Annotated in this window: 18 protein-coding genes; 10 read left to right on the top strand and 8 right to left on the bottom strand. The window is 69.1% G+C overall.

The genetic code is table 11. From position 1 onward, the window contains the following. Window positions 1-40 precede the first annotated feature (40 nt). The 3 genes from pcaD to ABD255_RS30435 all read left to right on the top strand — a co-directional run bounded on the left by pcaD (window position 41) and on the right by ABD255_RS30435 (window position 3303). On the top strand, window positions 41-787 hold the full coding sequence (pcaD, locus tag ABD255_RS30445; protein WP_344220088.1) for a 3-oxoadipate enol-lactonase: 747 nt from the start codon (window positions 41-43) through the stop codon (window positions 785-787). 54 nt (window positions 788-841) lie between these two features. Further along, window positions 842-1291 (top strand): YcxB family protein, encoded by a 450-nt coding sequence (locus ABD255_RS30440; protein WP_344220086.1) that lies wholly within the window; start codon window positions 842-844, stop codon window positions 1289-1291. A 68-nt stretch (window positions 1292-1359) separates the two neighbouring features. Continuing rightward, window positions 1360-3303, top strand: coding sequence for a TIGR03960 family B12-binding radical SAM protein (locus tag ABD255_RS30435; RefSeq protein WP_344220084.1), 1944 nt, complete (start codon window positions 1360-1362; stop codon window positions 3301-3303). 30 nt (window positions 3304-3333) lie between these two features. Here the strand turns inward: ABD255_RS30435 and ABD255_RS30430 are convergent, their stop codons facing one another. The 5 genes from ABD255_RS30430 to ABD255_RS30410 form a co-directional block, all read right to left on the bottom strand. Continuing rightward, window positions 3334-3789 carry an SEL1-like repeat protein gene (locus tag ABD255_RS30430; protein ID WP_344220082.1) on the bottom strand — a complete coding sequence of 152 codons (456 nt, stop codon included), beginning with the start codon at window positions 3787-3789 and terminating at the stop codon, window positions 3334-3336. A gap of 118 nt (window positions 3790-3907) precedes the next feature. Then, window positions 3908-5287: an HAD-IA family hydrolase gene (locus ABD255_RS30425; protein WP_344220080.1), complete on the bottom strand. Its 1380-nt coding sequence runs from the start codon at window positions 5285-5287 to the stop codon at window positions 3908-3910. Between the two features lie 5 nt (window positions 5288-5292). After that, on the bottom strand, window positions 5293-6627 hold the full coding sequence (locus ABD255_RS30420) for a M28 family metallopeptidase (protein ID WP_344220078.1): 1335 nt from the start codon (window positions 6625-6627) through the stop codon (window positions 5293-5295). A gap of 1 nt (window position 6628) precedes the next feature. Beyond that, a complete protein-coding gene (locus ABD255_RS30415; protein ID WP_344220076.1) occupies window positions 6629-6895 on the bottom strand; it encodes a hypothetical protein in 267 nt (88 codons plus the stop codon). A gap of 56 nt (window positions 6896-6951) precedes the next feature. Continuing rightward, window positions 6952-9180: a DUF8189 domain-containing protein gene (locus ABD255_RS30410; protein ID WP_344220074.1), complete on the bottom strand. Its 2229-nt coding sequence runs from the start codon at window positions 9178-9180 to the stop codon at window positions 6952-6954. A 284-nt stretch (window positions 9181-9464) separates the two neighbouring features. On the opposite strand from ABD255_RS30410, the gene ABD255_RS30405 reads away from it, so the two are divergent. Further along, window positions 9465-10022 (top strand): hypothetical protein, encoded by a 558-nt coding sequence (locus ABD255_RS30405; protein WP_344220072.1) that lies wholly within the window; start codon window positions 9465-9467, stop codon window positions 10020-10022. Here ABD255_RS30405 and ABD255_RS30400 read toward each other — a convergent pair. The 3 genes from ABD255_RS30400 to ABD255_RS30390 are packed head-to-tail and all read right to left on the bottom strand — an operon-like array spanning window position 10019 to window position 12770. After that, the gene (locus ABD255_RS30400; protein ID WP_344220070.1) at window positions 10019-11002 is read right to left on the bottom strand and encodes a GNAT family N-acetyltransferase; all 984 of its coding nucleotides are present in this window, start codon (window positions 11000-11002) and stop codon (window positions 10019-10021) included. The genes ABD255_RS30405 and ABD255_RS30400 overlap by 4 nt on opposite strands. 49 nt (window positions 11003-11051) lie before the next feature. Next, window positions 11052-11930, bottom strand: a complete 879-nt coding sequence (locus ABD255_RS30395) for a prephenate dehydratase (RefSeq protein WP_344220068.1) — start codon at window positions 11928-11930, stop codon at window positions 11052-11054. A 36-nt stretch (window positions 11931-11966) separates the two neighbouring features. Then, window positions 11967-12770: a lysophospholipid acyltransferase family protein gene (locus ABD255_RS30390; RefSeq protein ID WP_344220066.1), complete on the bottom strand. Its 804-nt coding sequence runs from the start codon at window positions 12768-12770 to the stop codon at window positions 11967-11969. A 188-nt stretch (window positions 12771-12958) separates the two neighbouring features. Between ABD255_RS30390 and ABD255_RS30385 the strand changes: the two genes are divergently transcribed. The 6 genes from ABD255_RS30385 to rpmA all read left to right on the top strand — a co-directional run bounded on the left by ABD255_RS30385 (window position 12959) and on the right by rpmA (window position 21131). Beyond that, window positions 12959-15292 carry a M64 family metallopeptidase gene (locus ABD255_RS30385; protein ID WP_344220064.1) on the top strand — a complete coding sequence of 778 codons (2334 nt, stop codon included), beginning with the start codon at window positions 12959-12961 and terminating at the stop codon, window positions 15290-15292. 81 nt (window positions 15293-15373) lie between these two features. Continuing rightward, a complete protein-coding gene (locus tag ABD255_RS30380; protein ID WP_344220062.1) occupies window positions 15374-15874 on the top strand; it encodes an anthrone oxygenase family protein in 501 nt (166 codons plus the stop codon). A 172-nt stretch (window positions 15875-16046) separates the two neighbouring features. Further along, a complete protein-coding gene (locus tag ABD255_RS30375) occupies window positions 16047-16874 on the top strand; it encodes a TIGR03936 family radical SAM-associated protein (RefSeq protein ID WP_344220060.1) in 828 nt (275 codons plus the stop codon). 146 nt (window positions 16875-17020) lie between these two features. Beyond that, window positions 17021-20365: an Rne/Rng family ribonuclease gene (locus tag ABD255_RS30370; protein ID WP_344220058.1), complete on the top strand. Its 3345-nt coding sequence runs from the start codon at window positions 17021-17023 to the stop codon at window positions 20363-20365. Window positions 20366-20497: 132 nt separating this feature from the next. Continuing rightward, entirely contained in the window at window positions 20498-20863 is a 366-nt protein-coding gene (rplU, locus tag ABD255_RS30365; RefSeq protein ID WP_344220399.1) for a 50S ribosomal protein L21, read from the top strand. A 7-nt stretch (window positions 20864-20870) separates the two neighbouring features. Next, window positions 20871-21131, top strand: a complete 261-nt coding sequence (rpmA, locus tag ABD255_RS30360) for a 50S ribosomal protein L27 (protein WP_020388387.1) — start codon at window positions 20871-20873, stop codon at window positions 21129-21131. The last annotated feature ends 60 nt before the right edge of the window (window positions 21132-21191 follow it).

The following is a 21191-nucleotide window of genomic DNA, read 5'->3' as shown; positions in this document are numbered from 1 at the left end:
GCTAACAGCGCCTGGAGGGCTGAATCCGTAGGGTGGGGCCATGCGACTCAATCACCAGATGACAGGTCCTGAGGATGCGCCGGTGGTGCTGCTTGGCACGTCGTTGGGGACGGCGCAGGCGATGTGGGCGCCGCAGGTGAAGGCGCTCGCCGAGCGTTTCCGGGTGATCACGTTCGATCATCGCGGCCACGGCGAGTCCGAGGCGCCACCCGGGCCGTACTCGATCGAGGACCTCGGCGGCGACGTCGTCGACCTGCTGAACGAATCACTCATCGAGAAGGCGTCGTACGTCGGGATCTCGCTGGGCGGCGCGGTCGGCCTCTGGCTCGCCGAGAACGCCCCGGACCGGTTCCACCGGTTCGCGCTGCTCTGCCCGCCGGCATACCCCGCGGCCGGCGCGCAGATGTGGACCGACCGGGCGGCGCAGGTGCGAGCCGAGGGCACCCAGTCGATCGTGGATGCCACCCTCGACCGGTGGTTCATGCCGGAGTACGACGGTGAGGTCGAGACGATCCGGCAGCAGTTGCTCGCCACCTCCGACGAGGGCTATGCCGCCTGCTGCGAGGCCCTGGGCGCCATGGACCTCCGCCCCGACCTGGGCAACATCACGGCCCCAGTCCTCCTCGTCACGGCTGAACGAGACGCCTCCGTGCCACCCGAAACCGTCATGCCCCTCGCCTCCGCCATTCCCGGCGCCCACCTCGAAATCATCGAGAACGCCGCCCATCTGGTCAGCTACTCCCACCCGGACGTCATCAACTCCCTCCTGCTCACCCACCTCACCTGATCAAGGCGTTATAAGCTTCGCCGGCCGACCCTCCAGGGCGGCAGGGAGGACCCGATGAACATCGCGGTGCCGGTCGAGATGACGCTCACCCAGCGGATGCGGAATGCTCGGCACGTCATGCACTGGTTCGGGCTGCTGTTCAGGCTCGCCGGTGTCGGCTACCTCCTCTGGGGCCTCGCGGCGTGGGACGCCGCGCTGCTCGTCCTCGGCCTGGTTTTCGTGCTCTTTCCCGAGTTTCTCGGGTTCGTCAGGCACCGGCAGGGCAAGACGTACGGATCCGTCTACACCTACACGCTGACCGACGAGGGAATCGGAGTCACGACCGCGATCAGCACGCTCCGGTTCACCTGGGCGGGAGTGACGAAGGTCCGGGAGGCCTCCGACGCGTGGATCTTCCGCATCCCCGGCGCGGCCTCGACCACCATCCCCAAGGAGTGCTTCACCCCGGAGCAGGACGTCGAGTGGCGTGCGTTCCTGGCCGACCGCGGGCTGGTACGCACCTGACGTTCTGGGAGGTCGAGCGTCGGCGTTAGGCTGGTAGGCGCTCTGACCTCTGATCTGGAAGTTCTGTGATGACTGTTGAATCCTTGTTCCCGCGCCTGGAACCGCTGCTGCCGGGTGTGCAGAAGCCGATCCAGTATGTGGGCGGTGAGCTCAACTCGGTCAGCAAGGACTGGGACTCGGTCAGTGTCCGGTGGGCGCTGATGTACCCGGACGCGTACGAGGTCGGGTTGCCGAACCAGGGTGTTCAGATCCTGTACGAAGTGCTCAACGAGCGGGAGCACACCCTCGCGGAGCGGACGTACTCGGTCTGGCCCGACATGGAGAAAGTCATGCGCGAAGGTGATGCGCTTGGCCCCATCCCGCAGTTCACCCTCGACAGTCACCGGCCGGTGCGGGCGTTCGACGTGTTCGGGCTGTCGTTCTCCACCGAGCTCGGGTACACGAACATGCTGACCGCGCTCGACCTGGCCGGGATCCCGCTGTACGCCGTGGACCGCGGCGACGAGGACCCGATCGTGCTGGCCGGCGGGCACGCCGCGTTCAACCCCGAGCCGATCGCGGACTTCATCGACGCGGCGGTGCTCGGTGACGGTGAGGAGATCGTGCTCGCGATCTCCGAGGTGATCCGGGAGTGGAAGGAAGAGGGCAGCCCGGGCGGTCGCGACGAGGTGCTGCACCGGCTCGCGTCCACCGGTGGCGTCTACATCCCCAAGTTCTTCAGCGTGGACTACCTCGACGACGGCCGGATCAAGCGGGTCGCGCCGAACAAGCCGGGCGTGCCGTGGCGGACCGCCAAGCACACCGTGATGGACCTGGACGCCTGGCCGTACCCGAAGAAGCCGCTGGTGCCGCTGGCCGAGACCGTGCACGAGCGGTACTCCGTGGAGATCTTCCGCGGCTGCACCCGCGGCTGCCGGTTCTGCCAGGCCGGGATGATCACCCGCCCGGTCCGGGAGCGCAGCATCACCACGATCGGCGACATGGTCGAGAACGGCCTCAAGCAGTCCGGCTTCGAGGAGGTCGGGCTGCTCAGCCTGTCGTCCGCCGACCACAGCGAGATCGCCGAGGTCGCCAAGGGCCTCGGTGACCGGTACGAGGGCAGCAACGTCTCGCTGTCGTTGCCTTCGACAAGGGTCGACGCGTTCAACATCACGCTGGCCAACGAGTTCTCCCGCAACGGCCGGCGCAGCGGTCTGACCTTCGCCCCCGAGGGCGGCTCGGACCGGATGCGCAAGGTGATCAACAAGATGGTCAGCGAGGAGGACCTGATCCGCACCGTCGCGGCGGCGTACAGCCACGGCTGGCGGCAGGTGAAGCTGTACTTCATGTGCGGTCTGCCGACCGAGACCGACGAGGACGTGCTCGCGATCGCCGACCTGGCCAAGCGCGTCATCGCCACCGGCCGCGAGGTGTCCGGGCGCAACGACATCCGTTGCACCGTGTCGATCGGCGGGTTCGTGCCGAAGCCGCACACGCCGTTCCAGTGGGCCTCGCAGTTGGGGGTCGAGGAGACCGACGCGCGGCTGGCGAAGCTCGGTGCCGCGATCCGGTCGGAGAAGAAGTACGCGAAGGCGATCGGCTTCCGGTACCACGACGGCAAGCCCGGCATCATCGAGGGACTGCTCAGCCGCGGCGATCGCCGGGTCGGCCGGATCATCGAGCAGGTCTGGCGCGAGGGCGGCCGGTTCGACGGCTGGAGCGAGCACTTCTCGTACGAGCGCTGGGTCGCCGCCGCCGAGAAGGCGCTGGCCGACGAGCCGGTGGACCTGGCCTGGTACACCACCCGCGAACGCGAGTACGCCGAGGTGCTGCCGTGGGACCACCTGGACGCCGGGCTGGACCGCGACTGGCTCTGGGAGGACTGGCAGGACGCGCTCGAGGAGGACGGCGCGATCGAGGTCGAGGACTGCCGCTGGACCCCGTGCTTCGACTGCGGCGTCTGCCCGCAGATGGGCACCGAGATCCAGATCGGCCCCACCGGCAAGAAGTTGCTCCCGCTCTCGGTGGTCTGACGCCAGCAGCCCTGCCCTGACGGCAGGGTTCTACAGCGGGTTGCTTCCGTCCGGGTTCAGCGCGCTGCCGCGGCGGAAGAAGCGTTTGGCGACGAAGTGGCCGTTCTCGGCGGCCATCCGGAACCACGGCTCGCAGGCTTCCAGCCCGTCGCGGTCCTCGACCAGCCGGCCCATCTCCCACATCGACTCGACGTCACCGCGGTCGATCGCCGCCAGCAGCAACTGCTCGGCCCGGTCGGTGTCGCCGTTGACCTTGGCCGTCAGCGCCAGCAGCCGCATCGCCCGCGGATCACCCGCCTCGGCCGCCGCCTGGGCCTCCTCGATCGACCCGAACTTGTGCCGCCCCCGGCGCAGCAACCAGCCCACCGCCGCCGACAGCAGCCCGACCGCCCAGATCACCAGGCCGACGTTGAGCATGCTCCGGTTGTCCGTGACCAGCCCGGCAATGCTGAACCCGGCTGCCGCGAGTAACAGGAATACCGTCATCGCAGGGTCCTCTCCCCAGCCCCAAACGCCCCCCGGCGTGCCCGCTCGTGCCCAACTTAACCGAAGAAGGGCAGTGCTGGGCACCCGTCAGCGCGTCACGGCCGTCGCGAGGTTCCCGTCAACGGTTGGCGAACGCCGTCAGCACGGCCCCGCCGAGCGGGAGGTCGGCAGCGCTGGAGAGGACCAGATCGGCTGCTGAGAGTGCTGCCGGCTTCACGAAGGGATTCGGGATCCCGATGGTCGCCATCCCGGCGGCGGCAGCGGCAGCAACGCCGTGCGCGGTGTCTTCGACAGCCACAGTCGCGCTGCCGGGCAGCCCCAGGCGGGAGAGGGCGAGCAGGTAGATCTCCGGGTCCGGCTTGTGCGCGGAGACCTCGTCACCCGTCACCACCAGATCGAACAACCCGAGCGCGCCGACCCGCTCGAGATGCCCGACCACCCAGGGCCGGGCTGAACTGCTGGCGATCGCGACCTTCAGGCCGAGCGTGCGAGCTTCCCGCAGCCAGGAGCGGATCCCGGGCCGGAAGTCCAACGTTCGATGCAGCTCGTCGCGATGGGCGAGCCGGCGGGTGTGGCTCTTCTCCCGGTCGTACCCCGGTCCGACCGCCGCGGCCAGTTGGGCGTAGTGCATCTCGCCCCAGTCACCGCCGTGCCCCGGGAAGAACCCGTCCTCCACATCGAGTTCGAGACCGTGCCACTGCCACTCGGACCGCCAGCTCTCCACCAGCGTGGTCTCGGTGTCCATCAGCAGGCCGTCGAAGTCGAACACCACGGCCCGGATCGACGTCTCCACCAGCCGCAACTCCAGCCGATGGATCTCCTCAGCGGTCAGCCCACACGTTTCCAGATAAGCCCGTACTCCGCCGTACCGCTGATCGACGTGCTCCAAGGAGTCCAGGATCGTCTCCGGCAGGGTCCTCGACAGGATCTCCGCCGCGACGCGTTCTTCCGCAGTACCGGGGTGATTCTCCAACACGGCAAGGATTCCCAGTCGATGCTCGCTGATCGCGTAGTCGGCCGCGATCGCCTCTCGCGGTACGCCGACGAGGTCGAGCAGTAACGCGACGAGCAGCCCGGTACGGTCCTTGCCCGAGCGGCAGTGCACCACGACCGGAGCATCGGCCGGTGCCTCGGCCAGAGCCCGGAGGACCTGCAGGATCTGCCCCTGGTTCCGATCCAGGCTGCCGCGGTAGATGTCCGCCATCAACGGCTCGTCAGCCGGCACCCGGTCGGCCTCGCGGACCGGGTCGATCCAGGGAATCCGCCGGTACGACGACTGGCCGTCGAGCGGATGGGGCTCGTCCATCTCCCAGTCCGAGCGCAGGTCGAGCACCAGTCCGGCGTCCACGGCCTTGAAGGCGGCCAGGCCGTCAGAATCCAGTCGGTGCAGGGAATCCGTCCGGATCACGGTGGCGGCGCGCGTCGCCACGCCGTACCGGGTCGGTAATCCGCCGAGATCGCGGGCGTTCAGGCAGCCACTCCACTCCAGATGAGTCACTGAAGTTAGCTTATGACACCTCCGAGCGACTCGTAGTCGTGCCAGGCGTGCCCGTCCCAGGACTTGTGATGCATCGCCGCATCAGTGCCGCGAACGAAGACGTCCAACCGTCCAGGACCCCACGACACCACCGATCCCGCCGGGCGGGGCCGGGCGTCGGCCGCCGCCGTCAGCCCCAGCCAGCCGGCCAGGGCAGCCGCGTTCATCCGGAGGATCTCGGCCGCCAGCGACCAGTCGAGGAAGTTGAGGGTGTCGTTGGCCGAGTGGATGTGACCGTTGGCGCTGTCGGCTCCCTCGATCGTCAGCACGGCGGGAATGCCCGCGTTGATGAACGGCACGTGGTCGCTGGCGAACGGGTTCAGCGAGGTCTCCACCTTCAGTCCCGTGTACGTCGCGGCCGCCGTGGCCAGGTCGGCGATCTGTCCCGAGGACAGCGAAGCGCCTTCCAGCATCACGGTCGGAACGGCCGAGTTCTTCGAGGCGATCATGTCCATGTTGAGCACCGCGCGGATCCGCCCCCGCTCGGCAGCCGGCAGCGCGGCGACGTACTGCTTGCTTCCGAACAGGCCTTGTTCCTCACCGCCGAACAGGATCAGCCGTACGTCGTGCTCCCACGTCCGCCCGGCCAGCACTCGCCCCAGTTCCAGTACTCCGGCCGACCCGCTCCCGTTGTCGTCGGCGCCGGGTGCACTGCCGCTGGGACCACCCGCGAGGTTGATCGAATCCAGGTGCGCGGTGATCAGTACGAGCCCGCGTGGCCCCGTCCCGGTACCGGGACGATCGCCGATCAGGTTCTCCGAGCGGCCCGAGCCGACCGCGATCGCAGTACGGGTGACGGCGTAGCCGAGGGCAACCATTCGGGCGGCGGCGAAGTCGACCGCGGTGGTGAAGGACGCACTCAGCGAGTGCCGGGTCGACAGACTCGCCAACCAGGTCAGATCAGCCTGGTACGACGTCGGCGACAACTGGCTGAGCAGATTCGTCACCTGCGGGTCGACCCGCGCCGGCGGGGCGGAGGCGATGTCGACGACGGTGGTGTCGGGGCGGAGCGGTTCCATCCGCCAGCAGTGGTTCGAGCGTCGTCTGGCTGGTTTGTCCGCGGTGGAGATCACCAGGTGGCGTCCGTGATCCAACAGCGGCGTGACGTCGGGGAACTCGTCTTGGAAGCTTCGCCCGACCTGTGTCACCAGCAGCAGGCCGGGCGCGGTCCGGGAGGCCCGGCCGAGGTGTTGCTCGGCCGGAACCCAGAGAATCGTCTTGTCGCCGAACCGGGCCGACTTGGCGCCGTCCGCCGCGTCAGCCGTCGGCACGACCAGATATCGAACAGGTGTTGAGCCCATCTCACTCCCACACAATCTCGAGCCGATCCGGCTCCACCCGCACAACCTTCCCGGCAACCGCAGCCGAGCCGCCCGGCATGCCCGCGTCGGTCGTTGGGGAGGTTCGGGTGAGGGTTCCGGCTGTGGCCCAGCGGCCGGTGTCTGATGGTTCCGGCGCGTCGCCGCGGCCGATCTGAAGTTCGACGAAGGTTCCGTCCGGGCGGAACTCCACCCCCCGCCGGCCGCGGGCCGGCGGGAAGGTGAAGTCGTCGCGGCGGTAGACGGTCACACCGTCGTGGTCCTCCTCGAAGGAGTGCGTCCACCGCCCCAGCGGAGCCTGCGTGTTCAGATCGGCATCTCCTTCTCGATCGAGGACGGCATCTGCTCGGGCATCATGTCCGGCGCCGGCTGGTCCAACTTGAAATCGCTGATCACCCCGCCGAGCGGTTCGTAGTCCGTGATCGAAGGTCCCCAGGCGCTCCCGTCCCACCACTTGTGGTAGAGCCCGCCGTCAGTACCGATCACGAAGACGTCCAGCCGATCGGACGCCCACGAGGTCACCCGTGGCTCGTCCTTGCAGATGCCGCCCATGTACTCGAACCCGTTCCACTGACTGCCGTCCCACCACTTGTGGTAGAGCGCCGAGTCGGTGCCGAGCACGAACACGTCGAGCCGGTCCGGACCCCACGAGACCACCGACGGCGCGCTGGTGCAGATGCCGCCGAGGTTCTCCCAGTCCGTCGACCACGACGTCCCGTCGAACCACTTGTGGTACAGCGCGGAGTCGGTGCCGATGACGAACAGGTCGAGCCGGTCCGGGCCCCAGGCGACGGCGGTCGGCGGCCCGGCGCAGACCCCGCCGAGGTACTCGAACCCGTTCCACTGGCTGCCGTCCCACCACTTGTGGTAGACCGCGTTGTCCGTGCCGAGCACGAACACGTCCAGCCGATCCGGGCCCCAGGCAACTACTTCGGGCTCGCTCATGCAGATCCCGCCGAGGTACTCGAACCCGTTCCACTGCGAGCCGTCCCACCACTTGTGGTAGAGCGCGCGGTCGGTGCCGAGCACGAACGCGTCCAGCCGGTCCGGACCCCAGGTCGCCACCCGCGGCGGGCTCATACAGATGCCGCCGAGGGCTTCGTAGCCGGTGTCCGACGGCGCCCAGGCGGATCCGTCCCACCACTTGTGGTAGAGCCCGTGGTCGGTTCCGAGCACGAACGCGTCCAGCCGGTTCGGGCCCCAGGACGCGACTTCAGGAGCACTCATGCAGATCCCACCCATGTATTCGTAACCGCCGGCGGACGGTCCCCACGCGGATCCGTCCCACCACTTGTGATACATCGCCGAGTCCGTCCCGAGGACGAACGCGTCCAGCCGGCCGGAGTCCCACGAGACCACCGGTCCGGCCGGCGTCGGCGTACCGGCTCCCGACCCGGAGAAGTCGGGCAGGCTGCTGCGGACGGTGTCCAGGCAGGCCTCCATCCGGGCCACCTGGTCGTTCGTGAACATCACCATGCCGCGGTCGTCGGTGTAGTCCATGTAGTTGACCCACAGGTCACCGTTCGGCCCGTTGTTGCAGGACAGTTTCGGGAACGTCGGTACGCCGAAGTTCGGGCCGCCCTGGTTCGGCGTGTCCGCGACCTCGTCACTGCCGCTGCACCCGGTGCCGTCGTCGCCCCAGATGTGGAACAGGTTCAGGTAGTGGCCGATCTCGTGCGTGGTGGTCCGGCCCAGGTCGAACGGCGCCGCGGCCGTTCCCGTCGTACCGAATCCGCTGTGCAGGATGACGACGCCGTCGGTCTCCGCCGGACCGCCGGGGAACTGCGCGTAGCCGAGCAGTCCGCCGCTGAGTTGGCCCACCCACATGTTCAGGTACCGGTCGGTCGGCCACGGGTCGATCCCGCCGCTGGCCGACGACTTGATCGCGTCATCGGTACTGAACGAGGTCCTGGTCGTCTGGGTCCGGGTGACCCCGTCCGTCGGGTTGCCGGCCGGGTCCTCGGTGGCCAGGTAGAACTCGATCCGGGAGTCCGCGACCAGGCCGGTGAACGGCGCGGGGACGATCCCGAGGTCGGTGTTGGTGGCGCGGAAGTCCCGGTTCAGGACCTCGATCTGGCTGTCGATCTGCGCCTGCGAGATGTTCTGCGCGGCGGTGTTCCAGAGGATGTGGACCACCACCGGGATCCGCGCGATACCGGCAAAACGTTGCTGGCGGGCCACGTACTGCGTCGTCGCGTTCTCCAGGGCGGACCTGGCCGCCACGTACTCCGGTGAGGTGGACAGCAACCGGCGGTGCACGTCCATCACGCCGCACTGACGCCGCGAGGGTTGTTCGACCCCCCGATCCATCCCCATCCCGGACCCACTGCCGGTCATCGCCGAGCCTCCCGGACCCGGCGAACCGCCCATGCCCATCGCTGGTCCGGTCGAGGCTGATGACATGGCGTTTCCCGACGGCATGCCGGGCATCCCGTTCGACGACGCTCCGCTGCTCGTCGGCATCGCGCCGCCCGGCATCTGGTCGCCGGTGACCCGATGGGTCTTGTCCGCTCTCCCGTTGGCCTTCCTCGGCATTTCTCCCCCTTGCGAGTGCAGGGGCGATCAAGCAGGACGGAACCAACCGCGGCGCACCCCGCGCGTGCCACTGGTCCCGGACCGAGACGCTTCCCAGATCCCCCAGACCCACGTATCAGCCGAAGCCGGCGTCGACCGGCTTCCCCCACCGAACAGGCTGCCCCCAAGACGCTGCTCGGTTCCACCTTCCTCTCGTCACCGCCGGTGCACAACCCCGTGGGACCCGGTAGCCGGTTTCCATCGATTCCTTTGCCCACGTTGGAGAATGGCGTCAGGAGGGGTGGATGAGAAGAGAGCTGTCCGTACCGTTCGAGACCCGGGGGCACCGCGGCCTGGTCAACATCCGCGTGCTCGCCAACGACGACCCGTGGGCCTCGGGTCATCAACTGGTCGTTCCCGACCTGAACGCGGAAGCCTTCCGCGGCTTCCCGATCTGTACTGCGACGCTGCGCTACCACGGGCAGGGCCTCAACGCGATCATGGGCTGGGTCCAGCTGGTCACGTCCACGGACGCGGCGACCGGCAGTACGGCGGTCGTGGTCGACGGGTTCCCGTTTCTCGCGGATGCGGGACCGCTGTACGCGTACGGCCACCTGCCCACGTTCTTCCACGCCCCGGCCGATCCGGGCCGCCCCGACGGCGAGTGGCGCGCGGACACCTTCCTGGTGGTCGTGCCGGACGTCATCAACACCCGCGTGCTCGAACCGATCGCGGCCTTCCGGTGGGGCTACCGCCTCGTCGGCGGCTACCCCGACCCGCTTGATCCCGAGCGCCGCGATCCCGACTGGTCCGGGTTCAAGGCAGTGCTGTCGACCACCTTTCCGGACTGGACCTATCTCTAGAGCTCCAGCTCCCAGTCGGTGCGCTGGGCGACCGGACGGAAGCCGAGGTGGACGTTCACGGCGATCATCGGGGTGTTCGTCGGGGCATTCCAGGTGTGCAGGACCGCCGGGTGGTCGAGTTCGGCCTGGAGCGCGCGGAAGTTGGGCACCTTGACGGCCATCCCAAGCCGCCGGCCGCGGTGTTCCGGACGGACGAACGTGTCCCACTGGTAGAGCCGGTCGGGGTTCGCGGCCGAGCCGCCCATCTGCGTGTACGCCGCCAGCTGTCCGTCGGCGTCGACCGCGACGGTGGTGAAGCTGAACCGGCCCTGCTTGATCCGCAGGGCCTCGGCCTCGCGGACCCGCTCGGTGGTCCAGGTGATCGGGTCGTGGTCGAGCTCCCCGGTCGGCACGTCCACGGTCATCGCGCTCAGCGCCTCGGCGAACTGCTCGAGCCACTCCTCGGGGGCGTGCTCGCGCCACTGGATGATCTCGTACCCGGCGACCGGCTGGTCCAGCTCGTCCAGCCGCTCGGCCGACAACGGCAGCTCGAGCACCTGGTGGAGGTCAACGTGCTTGCGGACGAACCCGCGGGCGGCGGCGAACGCAGTACCGGCGCTTTCTCCGGTTGTCGCATCACCGAGCGCTGAGCCCGACAGCAACCGCCGTCCGTCCTTCCGGGCGAGCTCCGCGACAGCTTCGAGCAGCCGGCTGCCCACCCCCGTACGCCGGTACTGCGCGGCGACGGCGAGCTCGACCTCCACGACGTGCGTGTTCTCCTGCAACCACCAGTCGAGCCAGGCGATCCCGAGCCAGGTGTCACCATCGACCAGCCCGAGCCCGTCGACCCGCATGGCGGAGTGCTCGCCGGTGAAGAGCACAAGTGACTCCTCGAGTCCCAAGCCGGCGGGGAACTCACTCTCCCGCCGCACCGCGTCCCGGAGCTCGAAGAACTGCTCGAACGTCGCTCTGTCCCGGCCGTCCACCGTCACGATCTGCACCTCGCGACCCTATGTCACGGCTGCACCGATCCGCCGGTGGATTCACGGGTCAGTGATGCGGGCGCAGGGCGCGGTTGGCGGCCGGTTCGGCGATCTGGTCGCGGAACGGGTGGGCCGGGTAGACGCCGAGCAGGCGGACCTCGACCGAGAAGAAGGCGAGCTCCTCCAGCGCCAGAGCCACGTGCGGGTCCTCCGGGTGGCCCTCCACGTCGGCGTAGAACTGGGTCGCGAAGAACGAACCGCCGAGCTGGTAGCTCTCCAGCTTGGTCATGTTGACGCCGTTCGTCGCGAAGCCGCCCATCGCCTTGTAGAGCGCGGCGGGCACGTTGCGGACGCGGTACACGAAGCTGGTGATGACCGGCCCCGAGCCCACCGGCGGCACGTGCGGCTCGCGGGACAGGACCAGGAACCGGGTGGTGTTGTGGTGCGCGTCCTCGACGTCCTCGGCCAGGATGTCCAGCCCGTACAGGCCGGCGGCGGCCACCGGCGACAGCGAGGCGACGGTGGGGTCGTTCAGCTCCGACACCTCGCGGGCGGCCCCGGCGGTGTCGTCGGCGACGATCGTCGCCCAGCCGTGCTCGCGGATGATCTTGCGGCACTGGCCGAGCGCGTGCACGTGGCTCCGGACCGTCTTGATCGCCTCGATCGAGGTGCCCGGGGTGGCCATCAGCTGGAAGTGGATCGGCAGGAAGAACTCGCCGATGATGTGCAGCCCGGAGTCCGGCAGCAGGTGGTGGATGTCGGCGACCCGGCCGGCGATCGAGTTGTCGACCGGGATCATCGCCAGCCCGGCGCGGCCGGTGCTGACCGCCTCGAGCGCGTCCTCGAACGTCGTAGAGGGCAGCTGCTCGCGGTCGGGGAACATCTCGGTGCAGGCCATCGCCGAATTGGCGCCGGGCTCACCCTGGTAAGCGATCGGTCCGTCCACGGTTTCCCAGCCTAGCGCCACGTCTCATCCCCTGGATCAGGTGTCCGTCTTACGGACTTTCTTGGGTGCGCCGGTGGTCGCCCGGCCCTCGAGTTGCTTGGCCTTGGTGGCGTACATGTCGACGTACTCCTGGCCGGAAAGCTCCATGATCTTGTACATGATCTCGTCGGTGACGGCCCGCAGGATCAGCCGGTCGCCCTCCATCCCCTCGTACCGGCTGAAGTCCAGCGGCTCGCCGAACTTGATCGTCGGGGAGGCGACCGAGGCGACCACCTTGCCGGGCGGCGCGACCACGTCGGTGCCGATCACCCCGCACGGGATCACCGGCACCCTCGCCTCCAGCGCCAGCCGGGCGACGCCGGTGCGGCCCTTGTAGAGCTTGCCGTCGTGTGAGCGGGTGCCCTCGGGGTAGATGCCGAACAGTTCGCCGCGCTCCAGCACCTTCATGCCGGCCCGGATCGCGCCCTCGGAGGCCGAACCGCCCGACCGGTCGATCGGGACCTGGCCGGTGCCCTTGAAGAAACCGCGCTGGAACCGGCCCTTGATCCCGGCACCGGTGAAGTAGTCGGACTTGGCGACGAAGGTGACCCGGCGGCGCACTACGAGCGGCATGAAGATCCAGTCCGCGTAGGACAGGTGGTTGCTGGCGATGATCGCCGGTCCGTGCGCCGGGAGGTGCTCCGCGCCCTCCACCTTCGGCCGGAAGACGCGCCGGACCGGGGGACCGATCAGCACGTTCTTCAGCACCCAGTAGATGCCCTTGCCATCACCGTCGCCGGTGTCGTCGACCGGGAGCACCCGCTCCGGCTCTGGCGGCAGCGACTGCGCCGGTTCCGTCATCGATGTCCTTTCCTCACGTTTCCCCGAGCCCTCATGATGCCGTACGACCCCCGGCCCGCGCGCCGCTCGCACCGCAAGTCGGCACGCGGGAACCGCTGACAATTCCGCCCGGTCGTTCGTAGGCTTCTCACGGCGGGGCCCACCACCGGGGCCACAGCGGGGGCGCTGGACGCGGGAGGGGCACCGTTGTGAGGACGGGATTCGAGACCAGGACGAAAGCCCGGCGACTGACCGCCGTGCTAGCCGTCGCCGCCGCAGCCTTAACCGGCCTACCACTAGCAGCAGCCGCCACCGACACAGCCGCCACCGACGCAGTCGCCGCTGCTTCGGCCGCGGCGGCCGGCGCAACCGTTGTGCCTCTGCAGGTGACCGGCCCCGCGGCGTCGCGGTTCAACCTCGTGGTGATGGGTGACGGCTACACCTCCGCCGACCTGCCGAAGTTCCGCGAGCAGGTGGACAAGCACCTGAACGTGCTCTGGAGCATCGAGCCGTTCAAGTCGTACCGGAACTACCTCAACGTCTACGCCATCGAGATCGCCTCGCCCGAGAGCGGCGTCGACTGCGACCCGAACCTGACCTCGCCGAAGGTCGACACCCCGCTCCAGATGGGCTTCTGGGGCGGCTGCAACCCGAACAGCGTCCAGCGCCTGCTGACAGTCAGCTCGACCGCCGCCGCGCAGTACGCCGACCTCGTCCCCGGCACCACCTCCGCCAACCGGCAGATTCTTGCCATCGGCAACAGCGACACGTACGGCGGCGCGGGCGGCAGCTACGCCACCGCCTCGGGCGGCAACGCCCTGTCCGCCCTGATCACCCCGCACGAGCTCGGTCACTCACTCGGCGGGCTCCAGGACGAGTACGACTACTACGCCCGCGGCGAGCGCGGAGCGCCGTACGAGGGACCGGAGCCGAGCTCCATCCACCACACCCTGCTCACCGAGCAGCAGATGCTCGACCAGCAGAAGAAGTGGTTCCGCTGGCTGGGGGAGCCGTCCGAGTCCGGCGGCACGATCGCCCGCTACGAGGCCGGCATGTACGCCGGAACCGGCATCTGGCGCCCGAGCAAGCACTCGATGATGAAGGTCCTCGGCTACTACTTCGACCAGGTCTCCCGCGAACGGATGACCCAGCGCATCTCCTCCCGAGCCACGTTGTTCCAGTCCAGTACTCCACCCGGCGAGGTCGCCGCGAACCAGGTCGTCTGGCTCCAAACCCTCCACCCCGCCAGCCACGAACTGACCGTCACCTGGACCCTCGACGGCACCCCGCTCCCCACCGCCAACCAACGCTTCGTAGACCTGAGCTCCCTGACCCTCACCCCCGGCCCCCACACCCTCACAGCCAAAATCGTCGACCCCACAGACTTCGTCCGCGACCCGGCCGTCCGAGCCTCCACCGCCTTGACCGCCACCCGCACGTGGACGGTGAACACAGCGTTGACTGCGTCGACATCTGATGAATCGGCAACCTTCACCACCTCGACCGCCACCGAACACCCGGTCAACGCCGACGAGGTGGTCTACGTCGAGACGACCCAGTCCGACTCCGCCCAGCCGGCCGTCGAGTGGCGCCTTGACGGCACAGTCGTCCCCAACCAGGGGAACGACCGCGACCTCCCCCTCGCCCCGCTCAACTTGACCGGATCACACACGCTGACCGCCACAGTCGGCACCGACACCCTCACCTGGCAGATCGACGGCGTCGAGCCAACAGTGGAATCAACCCTCTCCAAACCACTTCTGAAGATCCAGAAGCCGACCGGTCCGGAGTACATCTACAACGAAGCCTTCACGATGGGCCTGAAGGCCACCGACGACAGCCCCGGCTACGTCGTCCCGGAGTTCCGCGTGAACGGTGACGGTTGGTACAACTACTACGGCTGGCCCACCGACGCGAACGCCCCGTTCAAGTTCACCGCCGAGGGCACCGCGATCGACCAACTCGTCTACGGCAAGCTGGGCGTCCCCCGAGTGGTCCCGTGGGACGACGTCCCACCCGGCTACGGCCGGCACAAGATCGAGTACCGCGGTATCGATGCCTCCGGCAACATCGGCGCCGCAAGCCAGTTCGCCGTCACGTTGTTGCGCCCGGCCCCGGCTTGCACCCGGACGATCAACGGCACCGTGAACGCCCCGCTGGTGGTCGGTTCCGGCGTCACCTGCCTGGTGGGTGCGACGGTCAACGGTCCCGTCTCGATCGGCGCCGGCGCCTCGTTGGTTGCCACCGACTCCCGGATCTCCGGCCCGGTGAACGCCACCAAGGCCGCGGATCTGCACCTGCTCAGAACGACGGTGTACGGCCCGGTGACGCTCGACGGAGTCACCCGCAGCGCTGTCCTGGTCGGCTCCACCATCACCGGTCCGGTCTCCGTGGTCCGCGCCGGCACGGCTGAGCCCGTAGTACTGGCTGGGAACACCGTGAACGGGCCGCTGGCCTGCTCGGCGAACGCCGCCGTACCGGTGAACCTGGAGGCGCCGAACCAGGTCACCGGCCCACGATCGGGGCAGTGCGCGCGCCTCTAGCCAAATGACAGGTCCGTGGCACTCCGAGTCGGATAGCTTTCCGCCTGGGGAGCGGGAAGCTCTCGGCTCGAGAGGGGTGCGATGAACGGACTGCGGATCGCCAGCCTGATGGCGGCGACGATCTCGATGGGGCTGGTCGCCGGGGTGTTCGGGATCTATGCGAACGCGTTCATGCCCGGGCTGGCCAAGACGGACGACAAGACCTTCGTCGGCGCGTTCCAGGCGGTCGACCGGGCGATCGTCAATCCGCTCTTCATGCTGCTCGGGTTCCTCGGGGCGCTGGTCTTCACGCTGGTCGCCGGCCTGGCGCAACTGAAGGAGAAGGCGCTGCCGTGGATCGCGGTCGCCTTCGTGCTCTACCTGGCCACGGTGATCATCACGATCGCGGTGAACGTACCGATGAACGACGCGCTCAAGGCGGCCGGCGACCCGGACACGATCGACGTCACCGCCGCCCGCGCCGCCTTCGACGAGAGCCGCTGGCGCGCCTTCAACCTGGTCCGAGTCCTCCTGAGCACGACCGCCTTCGGCCTGCTCGCCTGGGCCCTGGTCCTGACCGGCAAATCCAGCGCCCAACCGTAACCACCCGTCCCGCGCCGCCGCGCCGCCGCGCCCGCCCGCCCGGCACCCGCGCCGCCGCGCCGGCTGAACTGCTTGAGCACTGGGCCTCCACTCCCGCCTTAACCGGAACAGCGGTTCCAGTTAATCGACCGGGGATGTGGGGTCGGCGGGGGCTAGCTGCCAGAATGGTGGGGTGGCACCAGTTCAGGCTCCGCCGTCCCAGCAGCTTCCGGCTGTGCAGAAGTTGCGTGTGCGCTTCGCCAAGCGCGGGCGGCTCCGGTTCACCTCGCACCGCGACTTCCAGCGCGCGTTCGAGCGGGCCGTGCGGCGCGCCGACCTCCCGGTCGCGTTCTCGCACGGCTTCAGCCCGCACCCGAAGATCTCGTACGCCGGCGCCGCGCCGACCGGGGCAGCCTCCGAGGCGGAGTATCTGGAGATATCCCTCACACACGAGCGTGACCCCGAGCAGGTGCGGGCGGACCTCGACGAGGCGCTGCCGCCCGGCCTCGACATCCTCGAGGTGGTCACCGCGGGTGCCGGCTCGCTGGCCGACCGGCTCGAGGCGAGCGAGTGGCTCATCGCGTTGCCAGGCGTCGATCCGGCCGTGGCCGAGGAAGCCGTCGCCGGGTTCCTCGCCCGGGAGGAAATCATGGTCGAGCGCATGACCAAACGGGGGCTTCGCTCGTTCGACTGTCGGGACGCCGTTCTCCGACTCGCGGTCGGCAGTGAACCGGCGCCGGTTGCGACGTGTGCGATACTGCAAGTGGTGTTACGGCACGGAACCCCGGCCGTGAGACCCGACGACGTTCTCGCCGGCGTGCTCGAAGTAGCGACGCTTCCGGTGACGGGCCCGGCTCTTCTGACCAGGCTCGCCCAGGGCCCGCTCATCGCGGCCACCGGCACTGTGGACGATCCGCTCGCTCGTGACCGCGACGCCACCCAGGCGACCGCGACCGGCCAGGCGGTCGACCACCAGACGCATGTAGCGGAGGGCGACGCCGCCGCTCCATCTGCGCCCTGACGAGCGCGGGGGAGCGGATCCAGAAGGCTTCCGCCGTACCGGGCAGCACTGCCGGGAGCGGCGAGACCGAGACCGCTTTCTGGCCGCGCCGGACCCGTGACAGGGGTCCCGGGATGCGCCGGAAGGCCTGAGGAGACCCGCACCGCATGCTCGAAAACGAGCCGAACACCACCGAAGCAGCCGACCCGGCTGCCACCGCCCCCAGGACTGCCAGGAAGGCAGCCAAGAAGACGGCCACCACGCGCAAGCGCACCACCAAGAAGTCCGCCGCGCAGGCCGCCCCCGCTGACGCCCCGGTCGAGGCCGCCGTCAGCACCCAGGCCGTGAGTACTCAGTCCGACGCCGAGTCCGCCGACCCGGCGCCTGCTCCGGCGAAGAAGACGGCCGCCAAGCGCACGGTCAAGAAGACCGCCGCCAAGCGACCGGCCAAGAAGGCGGCCGCGAGCCGGAACACCGCCCAGGACAGCCTCCTGGACAGCAGCGGCGACGGCGCGCAGGCAGGCGACTCGCTGTCCGACCAGTCGCAGTTGGTCGACGGCCCGGCCGAGACCCCGGCGCCGGCGAGGAAGACCACCCGGAAGCGCACCAGCAAGAAGTCCGCCGCAGCGCCGCAGCCGGACCTGCTGACCCCGGATTCACCCCTCACGGACGGCCCCGTCGCCTCCGCCGAGGAAGAACTGACCGAGGAAGAGCTAGCCGCCGCCGAGGCCGCTGCCGCCGAGGCAGCCGCCGCAGGCGCTTCGGGGGAGGCGGGCTCCTCCGCCCGCACCTCTTCCACGGAGCGAGGCGGCGAAGCCGGCGATGCCCCGGCTGAGGGCAGCACCCGGCGTACGCGTCGGCGGGCTCCTGCCGCGGCTGCTGTGTTGTTCCAGGCGCCGGTTGAGGTGCCTGCTCAGGCCGCGGCGACGAGCCCGGTCGAGGCCACGCCGGCCACCGGCACCCAGGACGAGGCACCCGCGGCACCGAGCGGGCGTCGTACGCGGCGTCGGTCGACGGCTGCCGAGCGCGCCGCCGAGGCTGCCGAGACCGAGAGCGTCCAGGCTGAGACCAAGACGGCCGACGTCCAGACGAGCGAGACCACCGAAGTGGCGGACGAGCAGCCGAGCGGTGGCAGCCGTCGCCGCCGGAGCCGTCGTGGCCGGGACGCCGAAGAGGTCGCCGCGGACCGCGCCGAGCCGGTGCTCGAGCAGGCCCGCGAGACCGAGGCCGACGACACCGACGAGGACCAGAGCGCCGAAGCCGACGAGAACGGCGACGACGAGGGCGGCGAGGGCACCCGGCGCCGCCGCCGTCGCCGCGGTGGCCGTCGCCGCCGCAAGGCCGGTGACGCCGACGGTTCCGACGACAGCGCGGACGAGGCCGACGAGGACTCCGACGAGTCCGACGACCAGAGCGACGACGCGGACGACAGCGACCAGGCCGGCGAGTCCGACGACGAGGGCTCCGGTGCCTCGTCCCGCCGCCGTCGCCGGCGCCGCCGCCGCAAGGGTGAGGACGGCGGTTCCGCGCCGGACGACCCCGAGGAGACCGTCGTCCGGGTCCGCGAGCCGCGCAGCAAGAACACCTCGAACGAGATCACCGCGGTCGAGGGCTCGACCCGGCTGGAGGCGAAGAAGCAGCGCCGCCGCGAGGGCCGGGCCGCCGGTCGCCGCCGCGCGCCGATCGTCAGCGAGGCCGAGTTCCTGGCCCGGCGCGAGTCGGTCGAGCGGACGATGGTGATCCGCGCCCGCGGCGACCTGACCCAGATCGCCGTCTCCGAGGACAACGTCCTGGTCGAGCACTACGTCGCCCAGGAGGAGCAGGTCTCGCTGATCGGCAACGTGTACCTCGGCCGGGTGCAGAACGTGCTCCCGAGCATGGAGGCCGCGTTCATCGACATCGGCAAGGGCCGCAACGCGGTCCTGTACGCCGGTGAGGTGGACTGGGCGACCCTCGGCGGGGCCAACGGACCGCGCAAGATCGAGTCGGTGCTCAAGTCCGGCCAGGCCGTCCTGGTCCAGGTGACCAAGGACCCGATCGGCCACAAGGGCGCCCGGCTGACCAACCAGATCAGCCTGCCCGGCCGGTACGTCGTGTACGTACCGCGCGGCGGCAACGGCGGCATCAGCCGCAAGCTGCCCGACACCGAGCGGAACCGCCTCAAGGGCATCCTCAAGGACATCGTCCCGGACGAGGCGGGCGTGATCGTCCGCACCGCTGCCGAGGGCGCGACCGAGGACGAGCTGACCGCCGACGTGAGGAGGCTGCAGGCGTACTGGGAGGACATCGAGAAGAAGTCGAAGTCCGGCCAGGCCCCGCAGTTGCTGCACGGCGAGCCGGACCTGCTCATCCGGGTGGTCCGCGACCTGTTCACCGAGGACTTCACCAAGCTGGTCATCTCCGGTGACGACGCCTTCGACCAGGTCAAGGAGTACGTCTCCGACGTCGCCCCGCACCTGGCCGACCGGGTGGAGAAATGGAGTCCGGCGGCTGGTGACAACACTGACGTTTTCGCGAACTACCGGATCGACGAGCAGATCAAGAAGGCGCTGGACCGCAAGGTCTGGCTGCCGTCGGGTGGTTCGCTGATCATCGACCGGACCGAGGCGATGACGGTCGTCGACGTCAACACCGGCAAGTTCACCGGCTCCGGGGGCAACCTCGAGGAGACGGTCACCAAGAACAACCTGGAAGCGGCCGAGGAGATCGTCCGGCAGCTGCGGCTGCGCGACATCGGCGGCATCATCGTGATCGACTTCATCGACATGGTGCTGGAGCTCAACCGCGACCTGGTACTGCGCCGGCTGGTGGAGTGCCTGGGCCGGGACCGGACCAAGCACCAGGTCGCCGAGGTGACGTCCCTGGGCCTGGTCCAGATGACCCGCAAGCGGATCGGTACCGGGCTGCTCGAGGCGTTCAGCGAGAACTGCGACCACTGTGGTGGGCGCGGGCTGATCCTGCACGACGAGCCGAAGGAGTCCCGCCGCCGGCAGGACGACGGCCGGGGTCGCGGTCAGCAGCAGTCGCAGGGTGAGCAGAAGAGCGACGGCGAGGGCGGCAAGAAGTCCTCCCGGAGCCGCAACCGCGGCCGGGGCAAGGGACGCGACGACGAGCAGCCGGAGCAGGAGCAGCAGAACCACGACGCCGCCCAGCGCCTGGCCCAGATCGCCGCCGCCTCCCAGGTCACCGCCGGCGAGACGGCTGCTGCGCACGCCGACTCGGAGGCTCAGGTGCCCCAGGGCGACCACGCCCAGGGCGAGCAGGCCCAGGACAAGCAGTCCTCAGACGAGCAGGCCCAGGGCGAGCAGGCCTCGGGCGAGGCTCAGGGTGAAGCTCAGGGGGAGCCTGAGCAGGAGACTTCCGCACCCAACGGATCAGGTCGTAACGGCAGCGCCCGGCGCCGCCGGAGCAGCCGTAACCGTGGTGCGGCAGGCAGTAACGACAGTGACGCAGGCAACAACGGACCCGACGCCGGAGCCAGTGCTCCGGAGCTGGAGTCCACCCCGGTTTGACCCACTCGTGACGCGCGCCGTATTCTTGTCATTCGGCGCGCGTCTCGCGTGCCTCCTTTATGTGGGCCGCGTGTTGGTGAGTGAGACCGCAGCCCGGTAAGACTTCCGAACAAACAGAGAGTGAGATCCACGGTGTACGCGATCGTGCGCAGTGGCGGCACCCAGCAGAAGGTCGCCGTCGGCGATGTCATCGAGATCGACAGCCTGACTGACCAGGTCGGCGACACGGTGTCGTTGTCCGCAGTCCTCGTCGTCGATGGCGACACCGTGACGGCCGATGCTGCCGCCTTGGCCAAGGTGGCCGTTTCCGCTGAGGTTCTCGGCCGCACCAAGGGCCCGAAGATCCACATCCTCAAGTACAAGAACAAGACCGGTTACCGCAAGCGCCAGGGGCACCGCCAGCACTACACCCAGGTCAAGGTCACCGCGATCGACGCGAAGAAACTGTCTTCTTCCAGCGAGAAACTGTCTTCTTCCAGTGAGAAGAAGGGGAGCTGATTCTGAAATGGCACACAAAAAGGGAGCAGCGTCGACCCGTAACGGTCGCGACTCCAACGCGCAGCGGCTCGGCGTGAAGCGCTTCGGCGGTCAGCTGGTCAACGCCGGCGAGATCATCGTTCGCCAGCGGGGCACCCACTTCCACCCGGGCACCCTGGTGGGCCGTGGAGGCGACGACACCCTGTTCGCGCTTGCCGAGGGCAAGGTCGAGTTCGGCGTCCGTCGTGGACGGCGGGTCGTCAACATCGTCCCGGCCCCGGCGGAGTAACACCGCCACCCGGAGTTATCGAAGCCTTTGCAGTAGTTGCCGAAGGGGCGGGTCGCGGAA

The sequence above is a fragment of the Kribbella sancticallisti genome (genome assembly GCF_039530625.1).
Lineage (GTDB): Bacteria > Actinomycetota > Actinomycetes > Propionibacteriales > Kribbellaceae > Kribbella > Kribbella sancticallisti.
The sequence above is the reverse complement of the archived record's forward strand: the minus strand, read 5'-3'. Positions and strand labels throughout refer to the sequence as shown.